Below are 26,908 nucleotides of genomic sequence, written 5' to 3'. Positions count from 1 at the left end.
TCGCCGGTTCCCGCAATCACTCTCGGAGAGGAAGACCCGATGACCAGTACCGCATCCACCGTGGCCGCACGTGAGCACGCCCGCGCGCAGGAGGCCGCCGCGACCATCGCCGAGCCCGCACTGCCCGCGGGCATCGATCCGGCGGAGATCACCTTCGCGCGCCGCATCCCGGCGGGCGGCTACGCGAACGTCGTTCTCGGCCGCGGCACCCGGGTGCGGCTGGGCGACCCCGACGGCGCGGCCTGCGCCCACGTCCTGCTGCTGCGCGCCGACGCCCCGTGGGAGCGGCTCAATGTCGCCGACACCGTGAAGGTGCCATGGCAGGCCTACCTGGGCGCGGGCCATCCGCTGCTGTCGGACCAGGGCCGGGTGCTGGCCACCGTGCTCGCCGACGAATCGGCTCGCCACGACGCGCTGTGCGGGCCGAGCCCCCGTGCCAGGCAGGCGATGCGGCTGGCGGCGGCCAAGCAGGGACTCGAACCCCGCGACGTCGCGCCGAGCGTGTCGTTCTTCCGCGGGGTGCGGGTCGAAGCCGACGGCGGGCTGGTCGCCACCGGCAGCGCGGGCGCGGGCGCGACGGTCGACCTGATCGTGCACCTGCCGGTCACGCTGCTGGTGGTCAACGCCGAGCACGCGCTCGACGACACCGCCGTCACCGATCTCGACCTGGTGGCCTGGCACGCGCCCGCCGACCTGCTCACCGAGCACAACACCGATCCGGAATACCGCCGCGCCGTGCGCAACACCGAAGAGGCCTGGAATGCCGCCCGCACGAAGGAGATCCACGCATGAGCACCCTCACCCGCACCGTCGTCCTCGACGAGACCGTGCCCGCCTGCGCCCCGTGGTCGGCCGTCGTCCGGGCAGGCGACCAGCTCGAGATCATCGACCTGCACGGCAACCAGGCGGTGGACTGCCTGCTCTACTCCGCCGCCGACCACACCGACCGCTACAGCGCCCAGGCCACCATCGCCGCTCAGCGCAATATCTTCCTCACCACCGGCAGCGTGCTGCGCACCGACAACGGCACCGCCCTGATGACGGTCGTCGACGACGAGGTCGGCAACCACGACACCATCGCGGGCGCCTGCTCGCAGGAGTCGAACACCCTGCGCTACGGCCACCACACCCGCCACCAGCACGCCTGTGTGGAGAACTTCCTCACCGCCGCACTCGAATGGGGCCTCGGCAAACGGGATCTGGTGTCCAACATCAACTGGTTCATGAACGTGCCGGTGGAGGCCGACGGCACCCTCGGCATCGTCGACGGGCTGTCCGCGCCGGGCAAGAAGGTCACGCTGCGCGCCGAGATCGACACCCTGGTGCTGGTCTCCAACTGCCCCCAGATCAACAACCCCTGCAACGGTTTCGACCCGACGCCGGTGCGCATGGTCGTCACGCGCTAGCCCACTCCCCGCCGCACCCGAACGGAGGCCCCGACATGAACCCGGGCATCACCCTCACCGCACCCGCGCCGCTTTCCTCCTCCCCCGGTATCTCGGCCGCGCCGTCCCCCGGCGAGGCGAGCGACGGTGCCGCGCCGGCCGCCGCTCGCGCATCGCTCGACGCCGACGGACCCGCCGTTCCGGTGGCGGCCGACCTCGCTGACCGGTCCGCCGTGGCCGCCCGGCTCGACGGCGCTGCGGGCAGTTGCGAGGTGCTGCGGCCGGGCATGCTCACCACCGTGCAGGACTGGCCGGGCCGGATCGGGTACTGGCATGTGGGTGTTCCGCCGTCGGGACCGATGGACGACCTGTCCTTCCGGCTGGGCAATCGGGCTCTCGGCAACGCGGAGGGTGCGCCGGGTCTGGAATGCACGCTGGCCGGGCCCGCGCTCCGCTTCGCGGTCCCGACACGGGTATGTGTGACCGGTGCGCCCGCCGACGTGCGGGTGGACGGCGTTCCGGTGCCGCAGTGGCGCCCGGTATCGGTGCCCGCGGGCGGCGTGCTCGATGTCGGCACGGTTCGCGGGCCGGGGATGCGCTGCTACATCCTCATCGCCGGCGGCATCGACGTCGACGAATACCTCGGCAGCGCATCGACATTCACCCTCGGCGGATTCGGCGGCCGGACCGGTGCGGCGCTGCGTGCCGACGACGTGCTGCCGCTCGCCGCCGATCACGGCGGGGCCGCGACCGCCGTCCCCGCCGACCACCGTCCGGCCTTCTCGCATCGCTGGGAGCTGGCCGTCACCGAGGGCCCGCACGGCGCGCCGGAGTTCTTCACCCGCGAGGACATCGACACCATCCTGGCCACCGACTACGAGGTGCACTTCAACTCCGATCGCACCGGGGTGCGCCTCGTGGGCCCGAAGCCGCGCTGGGCTCGTGCGGACGGCGGCGAGGCGGGACTGCATCCGTCCAACATCCACGACACCGCCTACTCGGTCGGCGCACTGGACTTCACCGGCGACACCCCGATCCTGCTCGGCCCGGACGGCCCCAGCCTCGGCGGCTTCGTCTGCCCGGTGACCGTGGTGGCCGCCGAACGCTGGAAGCTCGGCCAGCTCACCCCGGGCGACACGGTGCGCTTCGTCCCCGTGCGCGCCGGGCACGCCGCCTCCCCGCGCGAACTCGGGGCCGCCCGCCGCGCGAACTGGCCGATCGTGCTCTCCCCCGGCGGCGACGCCGACGACGGCGTGCTCACCCGCGGCGAGGCCGACGAACACACCTCGATCACCTACCGCCGCGCGGGCGACGACGGCGTCCTCGTCGAATACGGCGACATGACCCTCGACCTGGGCCTGCGCGCCCGCGTGCACGCTCTGCACCAGCACCTGCTCGAGCGGAACGAACCCGGCATCACCGAACTGACCCCGGGTGTGCGGTCGCTGCAGGTGCGTGTCGATCCGGACCGCCTCCCCACGCCGAAACTGCTGACGCTGCTCGCCGAGGCCGAAGTAACCCTGCCACCCGCCGAGGAACTGGTGGTACCCAGCCGCACCGTGCACCTGCCGCTGTCCTGGGACGACCCGGCCACTCGCGAGGCCATCATCCGTTACATGCACGGCGTGCGCTCCGACGCGCCGTGGTGCCCGTGGAACATCGAATTCATCCGCCGCATGAACGGATTGGCCTCGGTGGCCGAGGTCTTCGACACCGTCTTCGCCGCCGAATATCTCGTACTCGGACTGGGCGATGTCTACCTGGGCGCGCCGGTCGCCACCCCGACCGACCCCCGGCACCGCCTGGTCACCACCAAGTACAACCCGGCCCGCACCTGGACCCCGGAGAACGCGGTCGGCATCGGCGGCGCCTATCTGTGCATCTACGGGATGGAAGGCCCCGGCGGCTACCAGTTCGTCGGCCGCACCACCCAGGTCTGGAACCACCGCGCCCCGGGCGGCCCCGGCGACGCCGACCCCTGGCTGCTGCGCTGGTTCGACCGGATTCGCTGGTACCCGGTCTCGGCGGAGGAACTGCTCGACCTGCGCGCCGACACCGCCGCCGGCCGCGGCGAACTGCGCGTCGAGGACGGCGAGTTCCGCCTCGCCGATTACCGCCGTTTCCTCGACGACAACGCGGAATCGATCGGCGAGTTCCGCGCGAAGCAGGCCGGGGCCTTCGCCGCCGAACGGCAGTCGTGGCGGACTTCCGGCGAGCTGACCGGGGAGAAGTCGTGAGTATCGGCCGCGCCCGGTGATCCGTGCCGGCCGCAGCGGCCGAACTCCGGTCGTGGCGCGCCCTCCGCGAGCCGACCGAAACGACAGCGTGAGCGTCCGCGTCCACCGGCGACGCGGCCGCCGAACGCCGGTGGTGACACACCTCCGGCGAAGGATGGGAGAGAAGTGATGAGCGTGTGGATCCACCGGCGAGCCGACGAGGACGTGGCCGCCGAGATCGCCACGGCGAGCGGTCCACTGGCCGGACTGCGGCTGGCGGTCAAGGACAACGTGGACGTGGCGGGCCTGCCGACCACGGCGGGATGCCCGGACTACGCCTATGTGCCCGCGACCGACGCCGCGGCGGTGGCCGCACTGCGCGCGGCCGGTGCGGTGGTGACCGGCAAGACGAACCTCGACCAGTTCGCCACCGGCCTGGTCGGCACCCGCTCCCCCTACGGCGCGGTGCCCGACTCCCGCAGACCCGAATATGTCTGCGGCGGTTCGAGTTCCGGGTCGGCGGTGGCCGTCGCACTGGGTGCGGCAGACATCGCGATCGGCACCGACACCGCCGGTTCCGGCCGGGTCCCCGCCGCATTCCAGGGCCTGGTCGGCATCAAACCCACGGTCGGCGTGGTGAGCACCGACGGCGTCGTCCCCGCCTGCCGTTCCTTCGACTGCGTCACGATCTTCGCCGCCGACCTCGCCACCGCGGACCTGGCGATGGGTGTCATGGCGGCGGGCGCGCCGGGCAGGCCGTGGCCCGCCGACACCCGCCTCGCCGCGCCGCCCCGGCCGGTGGTCGCGATATTCGACACTCTGCCGGAGATGGACCCCGAGTGGCTCGCCGCGTTCGAGCGCACGGTGGCGGGCCTGCGAGAGCGCGGCGTGGCGATCGTGACCATCGATCCGACCCCGTTCCTGGCAGCGGCGAAGCTGCTCTACGAGGGCGCGCTGGTGGCCGAACGCTATTCGGCGGTCGGCGAATTCGTCGACCGCGGTTCGGACACGGTCGATGCCACCGTGGGGGCGATCATCCGCGCGGCCCGCGACCTGCCCGCCCATCGCCTCGTCTCGGATCTCGCGGAGCTGGAGCGATTGCGCGCGCGGGCGATGGCGAGCCTCGACGGCGCGGACGCCCTCCTGGCTCCCACCGCCCCGTTCCAGCCGACCATCGCCGAAGTCACCGCCGACCCGATCGGCGTCAACTCCCGCGTCGGCACCTACACCAATTTCTGCAACCTGTTCGACCTGTGCGCGGTCGCCGTGCCCGCGGGGACCGCGGGGGCAGCGCAGTTCGGCGTCACCGTCTTCGCCCGCCCCTTCGAGGACGCCGTCGCGATCGATATCGCCGCACTCGTGCCGAACGGCGCCACGGTCACCGAACAACTCGCGTCCACCTGGCCCGCCCGGGTCGCGCCGGTGCAGGAGCTGGTCGTCTTCGGCGCGCACCTGCGCGATCAACCGCTCGCCCATCAGCTCACCGATCTCGGCGCGCGCTGGGCCGGACCGGTCCGCACCTCGCCGCGCTACCGGCTCGGGGCGATGAAGACCACCCCGCCCAAACCGGCCGTCACCCGGGTGGGCGAAGCCGAGTCCGGCGTCGCGGTCGCCGGCGAACGCTGGCTGCTGTCCCCGGCCGCGCTCGGCCGCTTCCTCGCCGCCCTGCCCGCCCCCATGCACCTGGGTTCGGTCGAACTCGACGACGGCAGGTGGACCACCGGCTTCGGCTGCGAAGGCGCGGCCGCCGAGGCGGCCACCGACATCAGCGCGTTCGGCGGATGGAAGGCCGCACTCGCCGCGAACGCGATATGACGACGCGCGGTCAGGACCGGGTGAAAGTGCCCAACCCGTCGCGGTCGTAGTACTCGAGCACCAACCGGTCGCCGGCGAAAGTCGCCTTCGATACCGTGCCCGGGTCGGCCCCTTCCCCGGTGGGGGTGAAGACGAAGGTGTCGCCGTCCCAGTGCCGCAGCGGCAGGGTCGTCTTGTTCGGGCCGAGGATCACGACCAGTTCGCCCGCACGCACCTCCACAGTCGCCGTGCCGTAGAACGAGTTGGCATAGGAGCCCGCGTATTCGCCCGGCGGTCGGGCGGGCGCCGGGTCGGCGGGCGCGTCCTTGCCGACGAGCGCGCCGGATGGGGCGTCGATCTGTTCGAAGGCCTGCCGGTACAGCTCGCGCCAGTCCTCCCGGATCTCACCGAACTGCACGAGGTCGGCGAACTCGGCGTTCAGCGTTTCGGGGATCCCGATGCCCGCGGCATTGGTGAGGGTCACGATGCCGACGTCGGCGCTGGGGATCGCGGTGAACGCCGTGCCCGCGCCGAGATTGAACGCGCCGGAGTGGCCCAGCACCACCCGGCCCGCGGACGAGGAACTCACATTGAAGCCGAAGCCGTAGAAACCGGTGCGGCTGTCCGGGTCGGCAGGCGGCGCGGAGACGGTCTGCGGGCTGATGGCCGGCAGCAGCGCGGCGGACGGCACGATCTCGGAGCCTTCGAACGTGCCGTCGCCGAGCAGCATGGCCAGCCAGCGAGCCATGTCGCGCACGGACGAACTCGCGCCACCGGCGGGTGACTGCGCGTCGGGGTCGCGGGGCGGATCGGCGGGCCGGTACTCGCCGTCGACCAGGATGTGCCCGACCGCACGGTCCGCACGGTTCACGAAATCCTGGTAGCGCGAACTGGTTTCGGTCATGCCGAGCGGCCGGTAGATCTCCCGTTCGGACAACGTCGCCCAATCGGTGCCCGCCTTGTCGGCGACCGCGACGGCGGCCGCCGTGAGACCGAAGTTCGTATAGGCATACGAGTCGCGGAAGGGCGTCAGCGGCAGTTGCCGCAAGCGCTCCAGCACCTGCGTCCGGTCGTAGCCCAGGTCCTCGAGCAGGTCGCCGGCGTGGTCGGGCAGTCCGGAGCGGTGCGCGTAGAGGTCGCCCACCGTCACGTGCTCGGACACATACGCGTCCCCGAGTGCGAATCCCGGCGACAGTTCCCATATCGGGGTGTCCCAAGCCACCTGTCCCGCGCCGACCTGCCGCGCCACCACGGTGGCCCCGAGGGGTTTGGAGACCGAGGCCAGCTGGAAAACCGTCCGCTCGCCGACCGGTTCGCCGGTGGTGACATCCCGCACCCCGAACCCCTTGCTGTACACCACTTTCCCGTCGTGCACGACCGCCACGGCCATACCTGGGATCTTCGAGTCCGCCATCAGCGCACCGGCCAGGCGATCCAGTTCACCGACCGCCCGATCGATCTGCCCGTCCGGGATCGCCACCCCGGCGACCGCGTTCGGCGACACCTCGTGCGGCCTCGTCGAGGCGGGCGTCGCACTCGGCCCCGCCGCGTCGTCGCTGTCCTCACCCACCGTGCACGCGCCTGCCACCAATCCCACCACCACCAACCCGGCAACCACCCCGCATCTGCTTCTCCGCACGAGCCACACCTCCTGGGGTTGTGACACACGACTCGGTTTTCCTCCGAGCGTAACCCCCACACACCGACCGGTATGTCGCCGCGCCGCACGGCGTGCACCCGCACTCGAATCTGCCGGATTTTATTGCCCTTTCGTCACCATTTCCGCTGGTCAGAAGCGATATCCAGGGACGGCCTCCGGCCCCTGCTCCCGGTTCACCCCCGATTTCCCGGCCGATACTTCTCGAGTCGGGCACCGGCGGAGGGAAGGAAGCGATGACGACGGCGGACAGCACGGCTGAGATTGCCGAAAACGCCGTGGACGGTGACGCTTTCGTGGAACGCGTCCGCGCCTACGCCGAGAGCGAGCTGCGCCCGCGCGCACTCGTCACCGACCGCGACGGGGTCGACAACGCACGCGTCGGCGAACTCGCGGCACTGGGCCTGCTCAACCACCTCGCCCCCGCGCACTACGGCGGCGCCGCACTCGGGCGCGCGCACGACCGGCAACTGCACGAGATCATCGCCGGAGCCTGCTTCAACACCTGGCTGGTGTGGGCACAGCACGCGCCGCTGGCAGGCCGGATCGCCGAGCAGGTCCGGCGCGCGGGCGCCGTCGGCGAACTGGCGCAGCGGGTGCTGCGCGGCGAACTGCTGCTCGGTGCGGGAGTCAGCGATGTCCGGCGGTATCCGCACCACTACATCGCCGCGCGACGCGTGCCCGGCGGCTGGGTCTTCGACGGCACGATCTCCTGGGTGAGCGGCTGGGGACTCAATGCCGCGCTCACCGTGGCCGCCGTCGAGCCCGAGTCGGAGAACGTGGTCACCGCGCTGGTTCCGGTCGGCGAACGCACCCGCAGCGCCGGGCCGTTGGCGCTCGGCGCGGTCGCGGGCAGCCGGACCGCCCGCGTACGCATCGACGAGGTGTTCGTCCCCGACGATCAGGTGCTGACCGTCCAGCCGCTGACAGAGTCGCGCCGCCTCGACCAGGGCGTCGCCTCCGATGCCCGCGGCCAGCATTTCGGCCTGGCCGAGACCGTACTGCGCGAACTCGAACAGACCGAGGACCCCCAGGCCCGCGAAGTCGCCGCGGTCTGGCGTCCACGCATCGAGGACCTGCGCCGCACCGCCTACCGGCTCGCCGACGAGGCGGTCACCGCGGGCCCTGATCCGTATCGGATCCCCGAGCGCCTGCAGACCAAGATCGCCGTCGGCGACGCGTTGTCCACCGTGACCCGCGCGCTGCTCATCGCGCGCGCCGGGCGCGGACTCGCCGAGGACGACACCGCCCAACTCCACGCGCGCTGCGCGCTGTTCGTCCTGGTCCAAGGCCAGAACTCCGATGTTCGCCGGGCGCAGCTCACCCAGCTCGCCCGCTGAACCCACCCGAACAAGAAAGCACCACCGATGAGCCCCGAAGTCCTCTGGTACATCCCCAATCAGGTCGACCCCGGTCACCGTGGCGACGACACGGTCACGCCCGACCACAACAGCCTCGACACGCTCACCTCGCACGCGAAGGCGCTCGAGGAGCACGGCTGGCAGGGCGCGCTGATCGGCACCGGCTGGGGCCGTCCGGACACCTTCACCGTCGCCGCCGCCCTGGCCGCCCGCACCACCACCTTCGAGCCGCTCATCGCCATCCGCCCCGGCTACTGGCAGCCGGCGAACTTCGCCACCGCCGCGGCGACTCTGGACCACCTGACCGGCGGCCGGGTGCGCATCAACATCGTTTCCGGCACCGACCATCTCGAGGCCTACGGCGACACCGAGGGCCCGCAGGCCGACCGCTACGCGCGCACCAAGGAATTCCTGCAGGTCGTCCGCAAGCTGTGGACCGAGGAGAATGTCACCTACAACGGCGAGTACTACCGGCTGAAGGACTCGACGGTGCAGCCGCGCATCGTGGCGCGCGAGGGCAGGCCGCATCCCAAGCTCTACTTCGGCGGCGCCTCCGAGGCCGCCCAGCGCGTCGCCGCCACCGAGGCCGACGTGCAACTGTTCTGGGGCGAGCCGCTGGAAGGCGTGCGCGAGCGCATCGAGAAGCTGGAAGCACTGAGCGCCGAACTCGGCCGTGAGCATCCTCCGCTCGAATACGGCCTGCGCATCACCACATTCGTGCGCGACACCACCGAACAGGCCTGGGCCGACGCCGAAGCGAAGGTCGCCGAACTGGCGAAGAATCGCCCCGAGCAGAACCTGGCCCGCCGCAAGGCAGTCGGCCAGCAGCGCCTGCTCGATCTGGCCGAGCGCGGCGATGTGCTCGACGACAACCTCTACACCGCCCCCGGCCGGGTCGGTGGCGGCGGCGCCGGCACCACCTGGCTCGTCGGCTCCCCCGAGGACGTGGCCAAGTCGCTGCGCAAGTACCAGGACCTCGGCATCACCCACTTCGTTCTCTCCGACACCCCCTACCTGCGGGAGATCAAGCGCCAAGGCGAGCAACTGCTGCCACTGCTGCGCGCATGAGCGGCGGCGACCCGGCCTGTTGTCCCGGCAGTCGCGCCGACGATCGCCGTCGGCGCAGGCTGATCGCGGTCTTCGCCGCCACCAACACCGTCGCCTACGGCGCACTGATCCAGTCGTTCACCGTCCTGCTCATCCCCATGTCGCAGACGCTGGGCGCCTCGCGCACCGAAGTCACCGTGGCCGCGACCATTTCGACCCTGGTCGGGGCGTTCGCGGCCGTCCCGGTCGGAGGCCTGCTCGACCGTTACGGCGGGCGCGCGCTCATGACGACGGGTTCGGCCATCGGCGTCGGCGCGGTCCTGCTGTGGTCACAGGCCCAGAACCTCGGCCAGCTCTACCTGGCGTTCGTCCTCGTCGGCCTGGCGCTGGCCATGTCGACCTACGAGGCCGCCTTCGCCGTCCTCGTGGTCGCGGTCGACACCCGCCACCGTGACGGCGCGATCGTGGCCGTCACCATGATCTGCGGCCTGGCCACCAGCTTCTTCTACTTCCTGGCCGGCTGGCTCGACACCCTGATCGGCTGGCGCAGCACCCTGCTGGTGCTGGCCGCTCTGCTCGCGGTGGTCGCCGTGCCCCTGCACCTGTGGGCGGTGCCGGACCGCGCCACCCACCTCGGCCGGGTCGCCCAGGGCAGTGGGGAACCGGTCGGCAGTGCCCTGCGCAGCGCCCGATTCTGGCTGCTCGTCATCGCTTTCGTGGCACAGAGCGGCGCCACCGCGGCCTTCCTGCTCATGATGGTGAGCTACTTCCGCGATGTCGGGCACGCGCCCACCACCGCCGCCGCCATGCCCATCGCCGTCGGAGTCCTCCAGATCGTCTCCCGCATGGCGCTGGCCCCACTGGCGCGCCGCTTCGGCATGACACAGGTGACCACCGTGTCGTTCGCCCTCCAAGGACTCGGCCTGGTGGCCATGCCGCTGGCGGGCGCCTCGGTGCCCTTGACCCTGTTGTGTGTGGCCGGATTCGGCCTCGGCTACGGAATCAGCGTGGTGGCACGTCCCTCGATCGTGGCCGACGCATTCGGCGTCGCCCGGTTCGCCAGCATCCTGGCGGTGATGACCGTCCCGATCGCGCTCTCCCGCGCGGGCGCGCCGCTGGCCGCCGCCTGGCTCGCCGACTGGCGCTTCCTCGTGCTGATGGGCGTAGGCACCCTGCTCGCGGCCGCCGCCCTGGTCCCCCTGTGCAAATCCGCGCCTACCGAGCAAGCGATCCTCGTCGACTCGACCGAAGCCACGAATGCGCCCCGGGCAGACCGGTCGGGCTGACGCGCTCCGGCTCGGAATGGATCCGAACACGGCCGGCACGGCAGTCGTTCGGGACGGAACGACGCGGCTCGGGACGGACCTGCCGGTCGCGCTCGACAGCGCACGGATGGATCAACGCCCCGGGTAGCCGCCGCTCGCGATGTCCTCGAGCAGGGTCGGGCCGGTGGGCTGCCAGTCCACCAGCTTCCGCGTGGCCTCGCTCGTGGCCCGCAGATCCATGCCGAAGAAAGCGCCGATGAAGCCGAAGTGCTCGGCCGCCCGCTCCGCCGGAATCGAGGTGACCGGCAACCCGAGCGATGCGCCGAGCGCCTCGGCGATGGCCCGGGTGGGCACCGCCTGCTCGGCCACCGCGTGCAGCCAAGCCCCGGCCGGAGCATGCTCGAGCCCGAGTCGGATCAACCGGGCGGCGTCGGCACGGTGCACCGCGGACCAGGCATGGGCCCCGTCGCCGATATAGGCCGAAACTCCCTGTCGCACAGCAGCTCCAGCGAGCAGGGAGACGAAGCCGTGGTCCCCGTGACCGTGGGTCGACGGCGCCAGCCGCAGCGCCATCACCCGCACGTCGCGCTCGACGTACTCCAGCGCGAGGTTCTCGCTGCCGCCGCGCGGCGAGTCCGGCCCGTGCGCGGGCGAGGGATCGGTTTCCTCGGCGGGCCGCCCCTGGACCACGCCGGCGACGCCGGCCGCGATGACCAACGGCCTGCCCGACCCCGCCAAGGCGTCGCCGAGGGCCCGCACCGCCGCGCGCTCGGCGGCATTGGTGGCGGGCATATCGGCCCAGTCGTGCTTGTTGGCCAGGTGCACAACGGCATCGGCGCCATCGGCGCCCCGCCGCAGGCTGTCCGGATCGTCGAGGTCACCGCGCAGGACGGCCGCCCCCACGGCGGTGAGCCGCTCGGCCGCGGCATCCGAGCGGGCGAGGCCGAGCACCTCGTGCCCGGAGCGGAGCAATTCCTCGACGGCGGCGGAACCGACCCAGCCGCTGGCCCCGGTGATGAATACACGCATGGCGATTCCCTTCGATGTCAGTCACTGACATGAGCTGTCAGCGACTGACACGCTACGTTGATGTCAGTGACTGACGCAAGTACTGTCAGGGCATGACATCGCCACCGCCCTCTCGCGAACGCCTGCAGCACGCCGCGCTGCGGCTGTTCGCCGACCGTGGCTTCGACGGCACGACGGTCGCCGATATCGCCGCCGAGGCCGGGCTCACGGAGCGGACCTTCTTCCGGCACTTCACCGACAAGCGCGAGGCGCTGTTCACCCCGCAGGCCGAGTTCGACGCGCTCTTTCTGGCCGGCCTGGACGGGCATCCCGGCCGCGACCCGCGCGCATTGACCGAGACCGCGCTGACCACCGCCGCCGCGGCCTTCCCCGGCACCCGGCGGGAGTGGTGCCGCGCGCGGCAGCGGGTGATCGATGCCGATGTGCGGTTCCAGGAACGCGAACTGCTCAAGCTCGTGACCGTCGCCCGCGCCTTGACGACCGCCCTGGTCAACCGGGGAATCGAGCCGATACAGGCCCGGATGGCAGCCGAGACCGCCGGAGCCGCCTTCCGGGTCGCCTTCGAACTGTGGGTGGACCGCGACGACGAGAGGACACTCGCCGACACGGTGCGCGAGGTGCTAGCCGAATTCGATCAGCTCATCGCCGGCTGATCGAATTCGACTGCCCCGCAATGGCGGACAGCCGAAAGCAGCCGCACCGATCTCGGGCGGCTGCCTCGCTTCGATCCCGGACGGCGCTGATCGCCTCCGTCAGGAGCAGGCCTCGATCTGCTCGACGATCCAGGCGCCGAGTTCCTCGGTCATGGTGGTGTGGCCTTCGTTCCTGCTCGCGCAGGCGAAGGCGTCGAGTTGGCTGCCACCGGGGCGGATCTCGCCGTAGAGAGCGTCGGCGTCGTCGATCGGCCCCGCGGCGACCGCGCTGATGCTGGGCACGAAGCAGGAGGTGGCGTACCGGACGTCGACATCGGTGCAGCCGAGCAGCTGCATCAGCACTCCGGCGAGCCCGAAACTGCCCGGAACCAGCGCGGTTTCGGGGAACATGCCGCCGGGAGCGCCGTCGATGTCGGGCAGGCCGCCGGTGTACACCTCGACGGCCGGCTGGTCGGCCCGGTCCATGATCGCGACCATCTGCTCGCCCATGTCCTGGGTGAACAGGCAGGCATCGGTCAGCACCTCGCCGCTGCCGCTCACCGCCGTCATCCCGGGGTCGATACCGTTGCCCTGCCCGGTGCGGACACCGTTGGCGACGCCGATCCTGCGCATGCCCTGCGGCCATTCGCCGACTGCCGCCATCGCGTCCAGGAAGTTCAGGCGCTCGGCGCTCTGGTCGGCACGGTCGCCGATCTTGCCGATGTGCCAGCGCGCCATCTGCCGTGCGGCCGGGCTGTTCATCAGCTCGGAGAACTGGGCGAAGAGCGGATTGTTCATGCCCCAGTTGTCCTTGACGAAGTGCGCGAACGCCTGCATCGAAACCGGCAGCCAGGCGCCGTTGTGCGGGGTGTCGTAGGACAGGTAGAGCGCGGTTTCGGGGTCGGGCATGGCCGGATCCTGCTGCATCCTGGCCAGGGCGTAGCGCATGACCAACCCACCCATGCTGAAACCACCCACCACGAGCTTCGCGTCGCCGACGCGTTCGGCGAGCGCTTCGCGGATACATTCGACGGCCGTCTCGGCGTTGTCCAGGATCGACGCCTTGCGGTCGTCGTAGCCGAGGATGATCACATCGCGGCCGATCGCGTGCAGTTCGCTGATGAACCGGTAGCGGCCGTTCTCTTCCAGGCCGGCCCACAGCTCGGCCAGGTTGCTGCGCCCCATGGAGAACCCGTCGGCCAGGATGACGGGCTCGACGAGCCGATTGCGGCTCGTCGGGCTGTAGTAGACCCAAGCGGTGCCCCCGGCGCCCGTGGTCAGGGGCCAGATGTCGTGCGGCTCGGGCGGCTCGGGATAGGCCGCGCGAGTGGAGGGACTGAGCGAACCCCAAACGTTCACAACAGGCATGACCTGCTCCTCGATTGGTCGATTGACGTGCGGATTCACTGCACCGAGAGGTCGGCCTCCATGGAAGCAAGCGCGCGACCGTGTCATAGCGTAGAGCTATTTTTCGACGATGGGAATACGCATCCGGGCACGGTGGCCGCACCGAGATCCAACAGGCGGACCCCGTCGGACAGTCCCTCGCCCGGATGCCGGGCGATTCTCCGAGCCCCCCGCGAAACGACGCTTCCCGCGTGCATCGATCGACCGAAAAGTGCTGCGCTACAGCCACTCCGACGGACCGGCCGCCTGCCCGTCGGAGCGGTGCCGGACCGGCGGCGTGAGCACCGCCGACGACTGCAGGTGGCCGTTGTCCTACGTCACGACCCAGGACGACTAGGGCAGGGCCGCGCAGTTGACCGGAGGCGGCACGTCGGCGAGACGATCGGTCACCCACTGCTGCGAGTTCGCCAGCGACGGGAAGAAGGCCAGATTGTGCGTGCCAAGGAATCCGGCCAAGGTGGGCAGCGAACCGTCCCCGTCCAGCTGAACAGGAGTGCCGCCACCGCACCACCGTGCGGCCATGTCCCGCACGCTGGGGTAGGTCCCGCCCTCGTCGTTCCTGGCCGAGTAGACCCGCACCGGCGTCGACGGCGCCGACCCGCCGAGCCGCTGCTCGTCGAACGCCCTCTTCAATTCCGGGGAGCTGTCGATGACGACCGTGAGCGGCTGCCCGCTGTTCGTCCACTGGGCCGTGTTCTGGGGCTGGCTGAGGGTGTTGGAAAGACCGCCGCCGCATTTGCCCATCGACTCGTTCAGGATCGCCTTACCGGTGTCGTTCAGCGCGGCATCGAGCGCCGGACGGGTTTCCGGATAGTCGGCGGCGATGCCGTTGAGGATCCACGCGATGGCCGGGGCGACGCCGGGACGGCCGTCGTTGCGCGCGATGTACTCCTGCAGCCCGACCGTGGGGCCGCCCACGTAGGCGCCGCGCACATTCAGATCGGGGGCGTAGCTCGGCTGCAGTTCGGCTGCTGCGGCGGCGGCCATCCCGCCCTGCGAGTAGCCGTAGAGGACGACCGGCGACTGGGGATGCAGGCCGGCATTGCCCAATCGCAGTGCGGCGCGCGCGGAGTCCAGTACCGCGTAGCCCTGCGACTTGCGGTTCATGAAGTTGTGGACGCCCGGTACGCCGTAGTCGTGGTAATCGGTCATCACCACCGCCATGCCCCGGGACAGCAGCTGATAGATCGCGATGATGTCGTACTCGATGACCGCGTCCGCCGGCGGCTGGAACCGGACCACCTGGGACAACATCGCCGAAGGCGCGCATTCCGGGCCCTGCCCCTGGGTTCCGCCGGCATACGCCACCAGCGGGCGCTCCCCGGGGCCGGGCCACGGCAACGTCGGCTCCAGATACGTTCCCACCACCGTGGTCGGCCCGTCATGAGTGTCGCTGCTGGTGTAGACCAGGCGTGTCGACCTCGCCGGTATCGCCCCGGATGCACCGGGCACCGTCAACGCCAGATGCGCCGGTTCGGCCCGGAGAAGGTCGCCCCCGCCACCCTGCGGCTGTGTCCATGCGGACGGCGCGGCGATCGCGGCGGTTCCGACCAGGGTGAGGGTGGCTGTCAAAGCTGCGATCCAGACACGTTTTTCGCTCTTCATATAGATCCTTCATGCGATGTTGTTCATGCAGGGCAGAGATCCAGATCGAAACTGCGAATAATCCGATCGAGCACGGGAACCAGGCACACACGCACGTCGTATGGCCGCGGCCACAGCCTAGGCCATGAGGCGGACAACGGCCCGGAGGTTGCCCCTTTCGATGTAACGGCCGTGTGGTGACCGTCCTCGCGGCGCCGGACGCACAATCGATTCTGTTCACCGAGGCGATTCTGTTCACCGCGGGTGCCGGGCACCCGCGCGGGGCCGGAGTCGGTCTCGGCACGGATCCACGCTCGACGAGAGGACGGACCCTATGCCTCAACCCCCGGAGAACGAGCCGTACGTGCAGGTACGCGAGACCCACACCGGCGTGGTGATGCTCTGTGGCGATCGCGCCTACAAGGCCAAGAAGCCCATCGTCACCGACTTCCTCGACTTCGGCACGCACGCCGCGCGCGAACGTGCGTGCGCGCGGGAACTCGAGTTGAACCAGCGCCTCGCGCCGGACATCTATCTGGGGCTGGCCCATGTGAGCGACCCCCTGGGCGGCCCAGCGGAACCTCTGCTCGTCATGCGCCGGATGTCCGGGGCCACCCGACTGTCGTCGGTGCTCGCCGACCCGTCGAGCGAACCGTCCCCGCTGCCCGCCCTGGCCACGACCGTGGCGCGGTTCCACCGTGCCGCCCGCCGCGCCCCTGAGATCGACGAGGCAGGCCGGCCGGAGCGACTGCGGCACCGATGGCGCACCTTGCTCGACCCGCTCGCCGAGCGCCCGTGCCCCGGCATCGACCCCGCCGTACTCGCCCGTGTCGACGCACTGGCGATGCGCTATATCGACGGCCGCCCGCCACTTCTCGACGATCGGATCGCCGCGGGACGCATCGTCGACGGTCACGGCGACATGCTCGCCGAGGACATCTTCGTGCTCCCCGACGGTTTCCGGATCCTGGACTGCCTCGATTTCGACGACCAGCTGCGCTATGTCGACGCACTCGACGACGCGGCCTTCCTGGCGATGGATCTCGAGTTCCTCGGCCATCCCGAGCACGCCCGATCGTTCCTGGACGCCTACGCACGGGCAGCCGACGATCCCGCCCCGGATTCTCTGCGCCACCACTACATCGCCTATCGAGCGACGGTCCGCGCCAAGACCGATCGGGTCCGCCACGACCAGAACGACCCAGCGGCCGCAGGCAACGCCCGCCGGCACCTGGACCTGGCGCTGCGCCACCTGGAGCTGGGTGCGGTGCGGTTGGCGCTCGTCGGCGGCCTGCCGGGCACCGGGAAATCCACCGTCGCCACCCGGCTGGCGGCCGAGGTCGGCGCGGTCGTGCTGTCCTCCGACGAGGTGCGCGAGCGGATGCGCGCCGCGGGCGCCTTGTCCGGCGACTCCGGGATATTCGGTGCGGGCGCGTACACACCGGCAGCCAAGAGCGCGGTCTACACCGCGCTGCTCGACCTCGCGCGCGAGCGCCTCGAGCACGGTGTCCCGGTGATCCTGGACGCGAGCTGGACCGAGGCCGGGGAACGCGAGCGCGCGGCGTCACTGGCTGCCGAGACAGGCAGCGAGCTGGTGTCGCTGCACTGCGCCTGCCCACCGGAACTCGCGCATCGGCGCATCCGGACCCGGACCGGTGGATATTCGGAGGCGACACCCGCGATCGCCGACGCATTGGCCGCGCAGGCGGCACCCTGGCCCGAGGCAACCGCAGTCGACACCGCACAGCCGCTCGACGACTCACTGTCCCTGGCCCGCCGGGCCTGGGACGAGGCGCCCCGTCGGCCGGCGGTCGTCCGGCACCGGTGACGACATCGCGGCCGGTCCCCCGTCATCGTGGCCGGTCCCCGTCATCGTGGCACGGTCGGTCAGCTCTCGACCCGCTTCCGCAGGCCGTTGAGTGTGCTGTCCACCAGTCCCTTGATCACTCGATTGCGGATGAAGCCGGGCAACGGCAGGTTGTGCCGGATGGTCAGCTCGAGGGTGACCGACGTGGCATCCGGGCCGGCTTCCTCGAGCTGATAGCGCCCCTCCTGCCCGGTTTGCAGCCGACCTTCCACCAGCGACCAGCTCATGCCGTCGTCGCGGTGCCGGTAGGTGAGGGTGTAGCTGTCGGTGCCGACCGTCGCCGACGCCTTGAACCGGGCGGTGACCGGCAAACCGGTGCGCTCGTCCACCTCCAGCACGTCGACCTCGAGGATCTCCGGAATCCATTCCGGCTGGCTTCCCACATCACGGATGGTGGCGAGCACCCGCGCACGCGGGGCGCGCAGACGCACGGTCTTCGTCGCGCTGTCAGTGGGCACGGCCGCCGCCCTCCCCACAGTCCGCCCTTGCGGACGCGGCGCCTGAATACTTACCGGTCATGAGATCTCCTCGCGGTGGAGATACCGATGTCCTCGGGCTCGAGGCGTCTGCAGCCGACGATACTCCCACCGCACACCCGAGTCCCGGAACCGCACCGGGTGCGTAGCCGGTCTTCATCGTGGACGACGAACGGGCGTAGTCCACTACACCCGAAAGGGGTTTACCGAGCCGACCGATGTTCGCGCCGTCTCCAGTACTCACCCGGAAACCATTCCCCCGCAACCTGATACGAACCCACATCCGACCGGCGGGCCCCAGCACGCCCACCTGCCCGAGCGCCTTCGGATCCCGCTGCGCCTGTTGCACACCGCGCCTTCGCCGCGCGGCGGCGCCTGCCGGCCGGAGCGGCTCGTCCCGCCTAGTGCGTGGACATGGTGTAGACCGGCGGTTCCGTCAGCAGCGGGTGCGCCATGCCGAAGGCGGTGTCCGGATGCAGTTGGATCTTGGAGATCGTCGGCAACCGCAGCCCCTGATGCAGCCCGGCGGGGGCGAAGGCGCTGCCGGTGTAGGACACGGCGCCACCGGCCCACACCGGGATTCCGGCGAGCACTCCGCCGATCGGCTGATGGTAGTGGCCGGAGACGACGATGCGCACGTCCGTCCCGCGCAGCACGTCGGCCAGCTGCGCCCGGTGCGCGGGATCGAGGATGTAGTCCTCGAGGTACAGCGAGGTCGACGGCAGCGGCGGATGGTGAACGACCACCACCGTGCCGTCGTCGGCGGGCTCGTCCAGGATCTCCGCGAGCCACCGGAACTGGTGCGGACGCAGTTCACCGTGACCGGCGCCACGAACGTTGCTGTCCAGCACCACGATTCGCAGGCCGCCGACGGTGGTGACGTAATCCGTGGTGCCGTCCGCTCCGATCGGCGTTCCGAGGATGTCGCTGAAGAGCTCCGGGTCGTCGTGGTTGCCCGGCGCGTAGATCGCGGGGACGCCGACCTCCGCGCTCAGCTCGTCGACCAGTGCCGACAGGCGCCGGTAGGCCTCCGCGCCACCGCCGTCGACGAGGTCACCGGTCAGCAGGATCGCGTCGAAGGTGCGCTCGGCGGCCCGGACGGCGGCGCAGGCCAGCTCGAGGTGGGCCTGGCTGTCGATTCCCTCGAACAGCGTGCCCGCACCGACGAGATGGGTGTCGGAGATCTGGATGAGCTCGTATCGGTCGTATGTCGTCACAGGAAGCCTTTCAGTGTGGGGTGGGAGTCCATGGCGGGGAGCAGGTCGACGAGATCCGGAAGCACGAGGTCGGCGCCCGCCTCCCGCAGGGCCGACGCGGGGACTTCACCGGTGGCCACCGCGACCACCCGCGCACCGTGGCTGCGCGCCGCCTCGACGTCGAGAACCGTGTCGCCGAACATCAGCACGTCGCCGGGCGGCAGTGCCCGGCCGCGCCGCTGCCGCGCCGCGTCCAGAGCATGCGCGACCAGGTCGGGGCGGTGAAGCGTGTCGGCGCCGAACGCGCCCTGGGACAGGTCGAGGCCGTCGGAGAACCCGTAGGCTTCGAGCTTGATACGCGCCGCCTCGATCTGATTGCCGGTGAGGACCGACTGCGTCACGTGCGCCGCGCCGGCGAAGTACTCGACCGCGGCATGAGCCCCGGGCAACGCGCGCCCGTGCCGCACCAGCCGATCCCTTCGCGCGTCGAGCAGTTCGCGTTCACGCTCGATGGCGCGGGGCAGCAACTCGTCGACGGCGTCCTCGCCGATCCCGGCCTGCCGCAGGAGCGAGCGGAGCAGAGCGCGGATCGTACTGCCCGGGACGATCCGCGCGGATTCCGGTGCCACGCCGGTCAACTCGGCGCACACGTCGAGCCAGACCGCACGGTCGACCCCGCCCGCGTCGAGCAGCGTGTGGTCGAGGTCCCACAGCACCACCACATCCCGGAGCACCTCGCCGTCGAGTGCCGCACTCATGCCGGAACCTTCTCTCGCGCAACAGCATCGACGGATATCGCACCGGGGCGCGGGGTCAGGCGGACCCAGTCGCTCACCGGGGCGTCGGAGGGCAGTTCGACGACGAGCTCGGTGTCCGAATCGCCGATCGCCCCGCGCAGGCGCACGGTGTCGCCGAGGTACTCGCATTGGCGCACCCGCAGCGGAAGCCCACCGTTCGCGGGCGCGCGATCGAACGCCCGCGGACGGAGCACGACCTCGCATTCCCGACCGGGAGCCAGGCCCGGACCGTCGAGTACGTCGGCCGGCAGCTCCCATTCGCCGGCGATGCGCACGGAGCGCGTCGCCGTCACTTCACCGCGGATCATCGTCGCCCGGCCCACGAACGCGGCGACGAAGGCGTTGGCGGGCCGCCGCCACAGCTCCTCGGCGGGGCCGCACTGTTCCAGTCGGCCGTCCCGCAGCACCGCGATCTGATCGGCGAGGGAGAGCGCCTCCTGCTGATCGTGGGTGACGAGGATGGTCGCCCGGCCGGACGCGCGCAGGATCGTGGCCAGCTCGCCGCGCAGTTCGTCACGCAGCTGCGGATCGAGCGCGGCGAGCGGCTCGTCCAGCAGCAGTACCCGCGGATCGGTCGCGAACGCGCGGGCCAGAGCGACGCGCTGACGCTGGCCACCGGAGAGCTGCCGGGGCGAACGATCGGCCAGTTCGGACACCCGCGCCAGACGCAGCGCCTCGTCCACGGCCGCGACCCGCTCCGCCTTCGAGATCCGGCGGGCGGCGAGTCCGTATCCGACATTGGCCGCGACACTCATGTGCGGAAACAGCCCGTAGCTCTGCGGCACCCAGCCGATGCGGCGATCCTCGGGCCGGGTGGTGGTCGCGTCGATGCCGTCGAGCGCGAGCGAACCGCCGTCCAGCGGCTCGAGTCCCGCGATCATGCGCAGAGTGGTCGACTTCCCGCAGCCGGACGGCCCCACGAGCGCGAGCACCTCGCCCGCGGACACCGTGAAGCTCACCTCCCGCACCGCGTCACGCTCCGCCTTCGGGTAGCGCCGGGTCATGGCGACCGCCTCGACCGGCGGACCGGCTGACCCGTTGTGTGCTCTCACTTGTGTCTCCTCACGGTGATCGTCCCGAACAGATGCAGCCCGACAGCCAGCGGAATGACGGCGATGCAGTACCACAGGGCGAGGGCCGCACCGGCCGAGGTCTGCCCGTAGATGAACGCGCCGAACAGCACGACCGGAAGCGTCTGCTGAGCGGGATTGACGATGAAGTAGGTCAGATTGAACTCGCCGAAGCTCAGGGCCAGCACCATCAGCGCGGCCGCGATCAACGCGGGCCGGACGTGCGGCACCGTCACGGTCGCCAGTCGCCGGATCGCGCCTGCTCCCAGGGTCGCGGCGGTCTGCTCGAGCTGACGCAGCTCGGGGTCCCGCAGCACCGGAGCGAGCGCGGCGACGAGGAACGGCATGGTCACCACGACGTGCCCGAGTATCAGCAACCATCCCGACCTCTGGAGCTGCGGATACATCGCGCCCAGGGCCAGACCCACGGCGATGCCGGGTACCGCGAGTGGCAGACTCGTCATCCACCGGATCACCGCTGCCCCCGGCAGTCCGCCCCGCGCGAACAGGAAGGCCAGCGGCAGGCCGAGCGGAAGCCCGATCAGCAACGTGAAGGCGGCGACCTGCGCGCTGGCCGACAGCGCGGGCAGGAAGCTCGTCAGCGCGTCGCCCATCCACTGAGTCGTCAGGCCCCCGCTGAACGGACCGTTGTTCCAGTACCTGGTAACCGCGACCACTGCGGTGATCACGATCGGCAGTACCGACAGCACGAGGCAGAACCAGGCCGCCGATGCCGTGACCCAGCGGCGTCGAACCCGGGCGGGTGCGAGGCTCGCCGTCGTCCGGTCCGGAACCACCAGCGCCGGTCGTCCGGCCGCCACCTCCACGCTCACCCGCGTGCCTCCGTTCGCTCGATCATCCTCTCCCCCAGACTGTTCAGTGCCGTGAACACCACGCTCACCGCTGCCAGCACGACGGCCATCGCACCCGCCAGCGCGGTGTTCTGCAGCACGGTTCCCTGTTCGGCGATCTCGAGCGGAAGCACCCGGAATCCCTCGGACAGCGCCGCGACCGTCCCGTACGCGCCCAGCGAGCTCGCGACGGCGATGCCCGCGGCCGCCAGGATGGCGGGCCACATCGCGGGCAACACCACCGTCGCGGTGATCCGGGCAGGCGAGGCGCCGAGCGTCCGCGCGACGGACTCCAGATCGGGGTCCAGCGCGCTCGCCGAACCGCGCAGGATGCCCAGGGTGCGCGGGAGCTGGAAGTAGAGGTAGGCGAACAGCAGCCCCGGCATCGAATAGGCCAGTACCAGGGACTGCTGCCCGGTGAGCGCCGTGCTCGCCGCCTGCGCCAGCCCGGCACGGCCGAACAGCACGATGACGAAGAATCCGATCACCAGGCCGGGAAGCGACAGCGGGAAGGTGAGGATCGCGTCGTAGGCGAGCGCTCGCCTGCCGTCGATCCGGGCCAGATGCAGCGCCGCGGGAAGCGTGATCACGATCGTGACCGCCGTCGACGCGAGCGCCAGCCACAGGGAATTGGTCAGCGCCGCGCGGTAGTTCGCGGTGGTGAAGATCTCGGCGTAGTACTGCCAGGTGAATTCCCCTTCGGCGCCGGTGAGGCTGCGCACGAGGAACGACACCAACGGCGCGACCATGAACAGCACCAGAAAGGTGACCGCGGGCATGATCAGCAGGAACGTTCCCAGGCTCCGCGGCAGGCGAAGCCTGGGAACACCTGCTTCCACAGAAGCGACGGGCATGGGTCAGCCCGAGATCGCGGTCGTGTAGGCCTTGACGAAACCGTCCTGCGCGGCGGCGAGTTCGGCGATGTCGACCGTGCGCGCCGCCTCGTACTGCGACTCCGGCGCCATGCGGGCCGCGATGGCCTCGGGCATGGCTCCGCGCACCGGATGCACGTAGAACTCGGCGAACAACCGCTGCCCGGTGTCGGAGAGCAGGAAGTCGATCCACTTCTTGGCGCCCGCCGGGTTGGGGCCGTTCTTGACCAGGCTCACCGCGTAGGACACCTTCACCGTGCCGTCGGACGGGATGACCACGTCCAGGTCGGCCTTCTGGTTGTACTTCTGGGCATAGCCGTTGAAGTCGGCGTCGATGAGGATGGGGTACTCACCCGATGCGGCCTTGGCCGGCGTCGTGTTCACAGGAGCCTGGCCGCCGTTCGCCTTCAGCTTCGCGAAGTAGTCCAGCGCGGGCTGCCAGTTGGCGGCAGATCCCCCCTTCGCCAGGTTGATCGCCGCCGCGGTGTAGTAGCCGATCGCGGCCTTGCCGGGATCGGCGTAGAAGACCTTGTCCTTGTATTCGGGCTTCAACAGATCGTCCCAGCTCTGCGGCGTGGGAAGGCCGCCGAGCGCCTTCTTGTTCACCAGCATCGCGACCACGCCGTAGTGGGCCACGGTCCAGGTGCCGTCGGCCGCCTTCATATCGGCGGCCACCTCGCCGGAACCCGCCGGCTCGTACGGCACGGTCAGCCCCTGCGCGGCGGCCGCGACACCGAAGGTGGAACCCCAGTAGGCGACGTCGGCCTGCGGGTGGTCCTTCTGCTCCGCCAGCGCGCTGAGCGACTGACCGCTGTTCTTCACGTCGGCGGGGACGGTGATGCCGGATTCCTTCAGGAACGCGGCCCGGATGTCCTTGAAATTCGCCCACTCGTCCGGACTGTTGTACTGGACGACGGTGGATGCTGCGGCCTGATCGGATTGTCCGCCGACCACGCTCGAACATCCGGTCGCCGACAGGACGAGGAGAGCGGCGATCGCACCGGCACCTCTCATCCCGTACTTCCGGACACGGCTGACAACGCGCATGTGAATGCTGCTCCTGTGGTGTGAATGTCGTATCGACTGCGCGCCCCGGCCCCGTCTGACGGTGACCTCGCGAACGCGCCACGGCAACTATGTCGCACGATGTGATTTCTTTTCGTCCCCAAACGACATTTTGAGCAGTTGTTAAGCCAATGTTCGCGAGGTGATGGGACAGATGACGCCCGGGCTACCGTCAAGCAAACGCGAATCCTGCTGCCCGGCAGGCACATCCGCGCCGACCGTGCGCGAGGCCCCGGTGTTAACCTCCTGCTGCACGACGCAATCACCGAGCCCGCGCATCAGCAGGAGGAAACCATGACGCCAGGCCGGGGGGAACTGCCCGCCCAACGCCAGCGGGAAATCGCGAACTACCTGCTCACCCGCAGCACCTCCACGGCGCAAGAGCTCGCCGAGCGATTCGGCGTGAGCCTGGTGACGGCCCATCGCGACCTCGACGCACTGGCCCGCAAGGGGGTCGTCCGCAAGTTCCACGGAGGGGTCACCGCGCAACCGTCGAGCGTGTTCGAGAGCAGCATCGAATACCGCACCGGAGCGGCACTGAACAACAAGCGGGCAATCGCAGCGCGGGCCGCGCAACTCGTCGAGCCAGGAATGTCGGTTCTCCTGGACAGCTCCACCACGAATCTGCACCTACTGGATCCCCTCGAGACCATCCGGCCGTTGACCCTCATCACCAACTTCGTCCCGGTCATCTCCCGGGTCGCGCAGTGGGAGGAAGTACGCTTGATGGTGCTCGGCGGCGAGTACGACGCGCGCCACGCGAGCATGCACGGCATCGGCTGCGCGGACGCCGCCCGCCGTGTCCGGGCCGACATCGGCTTCTTCTCGTTCGCCGGCATCGACGAACACGGCGTCTACCACCAGGAACAGGCGGTCTCGGCCTCGAAGACCGCCATGCTCGGCGCGGCGACCCGCCGGATCGTCCTCGCCGACAGCAGCAAGATCGGCCGAACCGCCCTGCACTGGCTCGCACCACTCGACGATTTCGAACAACTGATCACCGACAATGAAGCGCCCGCCGATATCGTCGACGCGTTGCGCGACGGCGACATCGAGGTGACCGTCGAACAGTGCTGATCCGCCGACGGCCCCGATCACCTACGCCCGGTGCGGCCCGGAACCCGTGATTTCGAGCGGAAAATCCGTTTCGATCACGACCACAGCGGCGCGTACCCTCTCGACTATCGCGCGTACTCTTCGCCGAATCATCGAGAAACCGAGCCGACATGAATCGAGAAGGCGTAACCATCAGCTACGAACGGCTGCTGGAAGTATTCGAACACCTGCTCACATACGTCCGGGAAACCCGTCCTGGTGATGCCCTCACCGTCGAAGAGAACTTGTTCTGGTCCATTCCGGTGGACGAAATGACCGACGTCTACTCGGATCCGCCCCTGACGATCGGCAAAGTGTCCGAAACGTGGGAGAACATCGAAAAATTCCTGGCCGAAGACCTGCCGGCACCCTTCGTCCTCACCTGGTTCGCGGACATCCTGCGTGCCGCTGCCAAAGACCTGATGGACTGACGCCGAGGAACCACTGCCAGATGACGTTGCGTTGCCGCTCGGAGGGCCCGGCCAGTTGAGCGACCTCCTCACGGCGCAGACCGACGCCCCGCCTCCTCGGCCCCACCGTCAGGCCCACCTCTTCGGGCGCTGTACGTGCCCGCGCGGCTTTCAGCACGTTGGCGAGTTCCAGACGGTCCATCCGCCCAGTCTCCTCACCCGAATGCCTTCTGTCCTGGTACCGCCACTCCCAGTCTCCGATGTCTCTGGAGGACCTCACGCCGACAGGGCAACGTGGAACCGATCCGACATACCGCACCACCCGACCGCATCGAAGGAGACAGCGTGACCACCGTATTCATCACCGGCGGCCATTCCGGCATCGGACTCGAATGCTCCCGGCAGCTCGCCGCCCGAGGTTCCGACATCGTTCTCGCCGGCCGCAGCCCGGCCCGCATGCAGTCGGTCGCCGACGAACTGCGCGCGGCCCACGCCGTCGACATCACCCTGATCGAACTCGACACTTCTTCCCTGGCGTCGGTGCGCACCGCGGCGGCCACCTGCGGCTCGATGATCGAGCGCGGCGAACTTCCCACCTTGGACGCGCTGCTCTGCAACGCGGGCGGCCGCTTCGACGGGGAGGTGAAATACAGCCAGGAAGGCTACGAGCTGACGTTCGCGACGAACTGCCTCGGCCATTTCCTCCTCGTCGAACTCCTCCTGCCGATGATGTCCACGGACGGTCGCGTCGTGTTCACCGCCAGCGGCACCCACGATCCCGACACCATGGACGGCAAGGTGATCGGCGCCGCTGTCGAGCCGAACGCCGACGCACTCGCCGGTGACGGCAAGAACGGAACGAAGCCGCTGTCGGCGGGCAAGCGATACTCGACGTCGAAGCTCTGCACCGTCATGTACGCCTACGAGCTCGCCAGGAGGCTCGAGCGGTCGGGCAGCTCGATCGCCTCGATCGCCTACGACCCCGGCGCTGTATCGGGCACCGGCTTCGTTCGCGATATGCCGAAAGCGGTGCAGTGGCTGTCGAAAACGGCGCTGACGCAGTGGTTGTCCAAGCACGTCGGCATCACGACTTCGACACTCGAGTTCTCCGGCGCCGCGCTCGCCGACCTGGCCGTCGACGCACGGTACGGGACAGAATCGGGTGCGTACTTCCAAGCGCGGGAAGGAAAACTCTCGAAGGTGCGGTCGTCGGAAGCGTCCTACGACGAGCAGCGCGCGCTGACGTTGTGGAACGACTCGAAGCGGCTCGCCGGTCTCCTTCCCGACGAGGAACCCACACAACTGCGTTAGCGCTCGGCAACTCTTCGTGGTTCCGCCAGATATACCGGCATGGGCACGCAACCTCGAGTGCGTCAGGGCATACCACCGATAGCCGCTATGCGAATCGACCCGCGCGGGCAGCAATATCCCCGATTCCTCATACAGTAGTAACGCCTTCCTGGACAGCCCAGCCAGCCGGCCGAACCCACTGATAGCAAGCAGCTCCACCATCGTCTCCATACTCGACGGAATATCCTCGTTGTCGAGAGTGCCGCCGCCCCCAAGGTGCAGGTCAACTTCGGCTCGCCGAGCTGATCTGCGTCGCCGTCATATATCGGCAGCCAGGCCGGTCGGTGAGCTCCTGCTCAGGCTCAACGCCGCCGATCCACCCGAAACTGCCGGACTGGCGGAGCTGTCCGTGCGTGGGCATACGCGTTCGCTGTGATCGAGTATCGGAGTGTCCCGGAGGCATCGCACGAGGTACGGCATCGCAAGTCCTAGGGTTTCGGTATGACACGACGACTCGTCAGCGTTTGGCAGCCCTTCTTCCT

Annotated in this window: 23 protein-coding genes; 12 read left to right on the top strand and 11 right to left on the bottom strand. The window is 69.8% G+C overall.

The genetic code is table 11. From position 1 onward, the window contains the following. The first annotated feature begins 39 nt into the window (after positions 1–39). The 4 genes from ON26_RS11670 to atzF all read left to right on the top strand — a co-directional run bounded on the left by ON26_RS11670 (position 40) and on the right by atzF (position 5,416). Entirely contained in the window at positions 40–792 is a 753-nt protein-coding gene (locus tag ON26_RS11670; protein ID WP_040796094.1) for a DUF1989 domain-containing protein, read from the top strand. Continuing rightward, positions 789–1,406: an urea amidolyase associated protein UAAP2 gene (locus ON26_RS11665; RefSeq protein WP_040796093.1), complete on the top strand. Its 618-nt coding sequence runs from the start codon at positions 789–791 to the stop codon at positions 1,404–1,406. Before ON26_RS11670 ends, ON26_RS11665 begins: the two co-directional genes overlap by 4 nt. A gap of 35 nt (positions 1,407–1,441) precedes the next feature. Beyond that, a complete protein-coding gene (locus tag ON26_RS11660; RefSeq protein ID WP_083884018.1) occupies positions 1,442–3,622 on the top strand; it encodes a 5-oxoprolinase/urea amidolyase family protein in 2,181 nt (726 codons plus the stop codon). Between the two features lie 168 nt (positions 3,623–3,790). Beyond that, the gene (gene atzF, locus ON26_RS11655; protein ID WP_040796092.1) at positions 3,791–5,416 is read left to right on the top strand and encodes an allophanate hydrolase; all 1,626 of its coding nucleotides are present in this window, start codon (positions 3,791–3,793) and stop codon (positions 5,414–5,416) included. Between the two features lie 10 nt (positions 5,417–5,426). Here the strand turns inward: atzF and ON26_RS11650 are convergent, their stop codons facing one another. Then, positions 5,427–7,034, bottom strand: coding sequence for a serine hydrolase (locus tag ON26_RS11650; protein ID WP_040796199.1), 1,608 nt, complete (start codon positions 7,032–7,034; stop codon positions 5,427–5,429). Positions 7,035–7,288: 254 nt separating this feature from the next. Here ON26_RS11650 and ON26_RS11645 point away from each other — a divergent pair, with 254 nt between their 5' ends. The 3 genes from ON26_RS11645 to ON26_RS11635 are packed head-to-tail and all read left to right on the top strand — an operon-like array spanning position 7,289 to position 10,746. Next, entirely contained in the window at positions 7,289–8,392 is a 1,104-nt protein-coding gene (locus ON26_RS11645) for an acyl-CoA dehydrogenase family protein (protein WP_040796091.1), read from the top strand. Positions 8,393–8,419: 27 nt separating this feature from the next. Beyond that, positions 8,420–9,481, top strand: a complete 1,062-nt coding sequence (locus ON26_RS11640) for an LLM class flavin-dependent oxidoreductase (protein ID WP_040796090.1) — start codon at positions 8,420–8,422, stop codon at positions 9,479–9,481. Next, positions 9,478–10,746, top strand: coding sequence for an MFS transporter (locus ON26_RS11635; protein ID WP_083884017.1), 1,269 nt, complete (start codon positions 9,478–9,480; stop codon positions 10,744–10,746). Before ON26_RS11640 ends, ON26_RS11635 begins: the two co-directional genes overlap by 4 nt. A gap of 111 nt (positions 10,747–10,857) precedes the next feature. Here ON26_RS11635 and ON26_RS11630 read toward each other — a convergent pair whose 3' ends face one another. After that, positions 10,858–11,754 (bottom strand): SDR family oxidoreductase, encoded by an 897-nt coding sequence (locus ON26_RS11630; protein WP_040796089.1) that lies wholly within the window; start codon positions 11,752–11,754, stop codon positions 10,858–10,860. A 92-nt stretch (positions 11,755–11,846) separates the two neighbouring features. Here ON26_RS11630 and ON26_RS11625 point away from each other — a divergent pair, with 92 nt between their 5' ends. Next, entirely contained in the window at positions 11,847–12,407 is a 561-nt protein-coding gene (locus ON26_RS11625; RefSeq protein ID WP_040796088.1) for a TetR family transcriptional regulator, read from the top strand. 99 nt (positions 12,408–12,506) lie between these two features. On the opposite strand, the gene ON26_RS11620 is transcribed toward ON26_RS11625, so the two are convergent. Together ON26_RS11620 and ON26_RS11615 are read right to left on the bottom strand one after the other, a co-directional pair. Then, on the bottom strand, positions 12,507–13,754 hold the full coding sequence (locus ON26_RS11620) for an esterase/lipase family protein (protein WP_040796087.1): 1,248 nt from the start codon (positions 13,752–13,754) through the stop codon (positions 12,507–12,509). A 372-nt stretch (positions 13,755–14,126) separates the two neighbouring features. After that, the gene (locus tag ON26_RS11615; RefSeq protein WP_040796086.1) at positions 14,127–15,398 is read right to left on the bottom strand and encodes a lipase family protein; all 1,272 of its coding nucleotides are present in this window, start codon (positions 15,396–15,398) and stop codon (positions 14,127–14,129) included. A gap of 313 nt (positions 15,399–15,711) precedes the next feature. Between ON26_RS11615 and ON26_RS11610 the strand changes: the two genes are divergently transcribed. Beyond that, entirely contained in the window at positions 15,712–17,205 is a 1,494-nt protein-coding gene (locus ON26_RS11610) for a bifunctional aminoglycoside phosphotransferase/ATP-binding protein (RefSeq protein WP_051026964.1), read from the top strand. A gap of 59 nt (positions 17,206–17,264) precedes the next feature. Here ON26_RS11610 and ON26_RS11605 read toward each other — a convergent pair whose 3' ends face one another. From ON26_RS11605 to ON26_RS11575, 7 genes are all read right to left on the bottom strand, one after another. Then, positions 17,265–17,702 (bottom strand): SRPBCC family protein, encoded by a 438-nt coding sequence (locus tag ON26_RS11605; protein ID WP_040796196.1) that lies wholly within the window; start codon positions 17,700–17,702, stop codon positions 17,265–17,267. A 419-nt stretch (positions 17,703–18,121) separates the two neighbouring features. Beyond that, a complete protein-coding gene (locus ON26_RS11600) occupies positions 18,122–18,937 on the bottom strand; it encodes a metallophosphoesterase family protein (RefSeq protein WP_040796085.1) in 816 nt (271 codons plus the stop codon). Continuing rightward, entirely contained in the window at positions 18,934–19,674 is a 741-nt protein-coding gene (locus ON26_RS11595; protein WP_051026963.1) for an HAD family hydrolase, read from the bottom strand. Before ON26_RS11595 ends, ON26_RS11600 begins: the two co-directional genes overlap by 4 nt. Beyond that, the gene (locus ON26_RS11590) at positions 19,671–20,765 is read right to left on the bottom strand and encodes an ABC transporter ATP-binding protein (protein WP_157171867.1); all 1,095 of its coding nucleotides are present in this window, start codon (positions 20,763–20,765) and stop codon (positions 19,671–19,673) included. Before ON26_RS11590 ends, ON26_RS11595 begins: the two co-directional genes overlap by 4 nt. Next, positions 20,762–21,616: an ABC transporter permease gene (locus ON26_RS11585; RefSeq protein ID WP_157171866.1), complete on the bottom strand. Its 855-nt coding sequence runs from the start codon at positions 21,614–21,616 to the stop codon at positions 20,762–20,764. The genes ON26_RS11590 and ON26_RS11585 overlap by 4 nt, the downstream gene beginning before the upstream one ends. Continuing rightward, positions 21,613–22,473: an ABC transporter permease gene (locus ON26_RS11580; protein ID WP_157171865.1), complete on the bottom strand. Its 861-nt coding sequence runs from the start codon at positions 22,471–22,473 to the stop codon at positions 21,613–21,615. Before ON26_RS11580 ends, ON26_RS11585 begins: the two co-directional genes overlap by 4 nt. 18 nt (positions 22,474–22,491) lie before the next feature. Continuing rightward, a complete protein-coding gene (locus tag ON26_RS11575) occupies positions 22,492–23,520 on the bottom strand; it encodes an extracellular solute-binding protein (RefSeq protein ID WP_040796192.1) in 1,029 nt (342 codons plus the stop codon). A 345-nt stretch (positions 23,521–23,865) separates the two neighbouring features. Between ON26_RS11575 and ON26_RS11570 the strand changes: the two genes are divergently transcribed. The 3 genes from ON26_RS11570 to ON26_RS11560 all read left to right on the top strand — a co-directional run bounded on the left by ON26_RS11570 (position 23,866) and on the right by ON26_RS11560 (position 26,387). Then, positions 23,866–24,648 (top strand): DeoR/GlpR family DNA-binding transcription regulator, encoded by a 783-nt coding sequence (locus ON26_RS11570; RefSeq protein ID WP_040796083.1) that lies wholly within the window; start codon positions 23,866–23,868, stop codon positions 24,646–24,648. A gap of 149 nt (positions 24,649–24,797) precedes the next feature. Next, on the top strand, positions 24,798–25,097 hold the full coding sequence (locus ON26_RS11565) for a hypothetical protein (protein ID WP_040796082.1): 300 nt from the start codon (positions 24,798–24,800) through the stop codon (positions 25,095–25,097). 324 nt (positions 25,098–25,421) lie between these two features. Further along, a complete protein-coding gene (locus tag ON26_RS11560; protein ID WP_157171864.1) occupies positions 25,422–26,387 on the top strand; it encodes an SDR family NAD(P)-dependent oxidoreductase in 966 nt (321 codons plus the stop codon). The last annotated feature ends 521 nt before the right edge of the window (positions 26,388–26,908 follow it).

It is taken from the genome of Nocardia higoensis NBRC 100133, from assembly GCF_000308595.1.
Taxonomy (GTDB): domain Bacteria; phylum Actinomycetota; class Actinomycetes; order Mycobacteriales; family Mycobacteriaceae; genus Nocardia; species Nocardia higoensis.
Note: the sequence above shows the minus strand (reverse complement) of the source record. Positions and strands in the feature narration are given on the sequence as shown.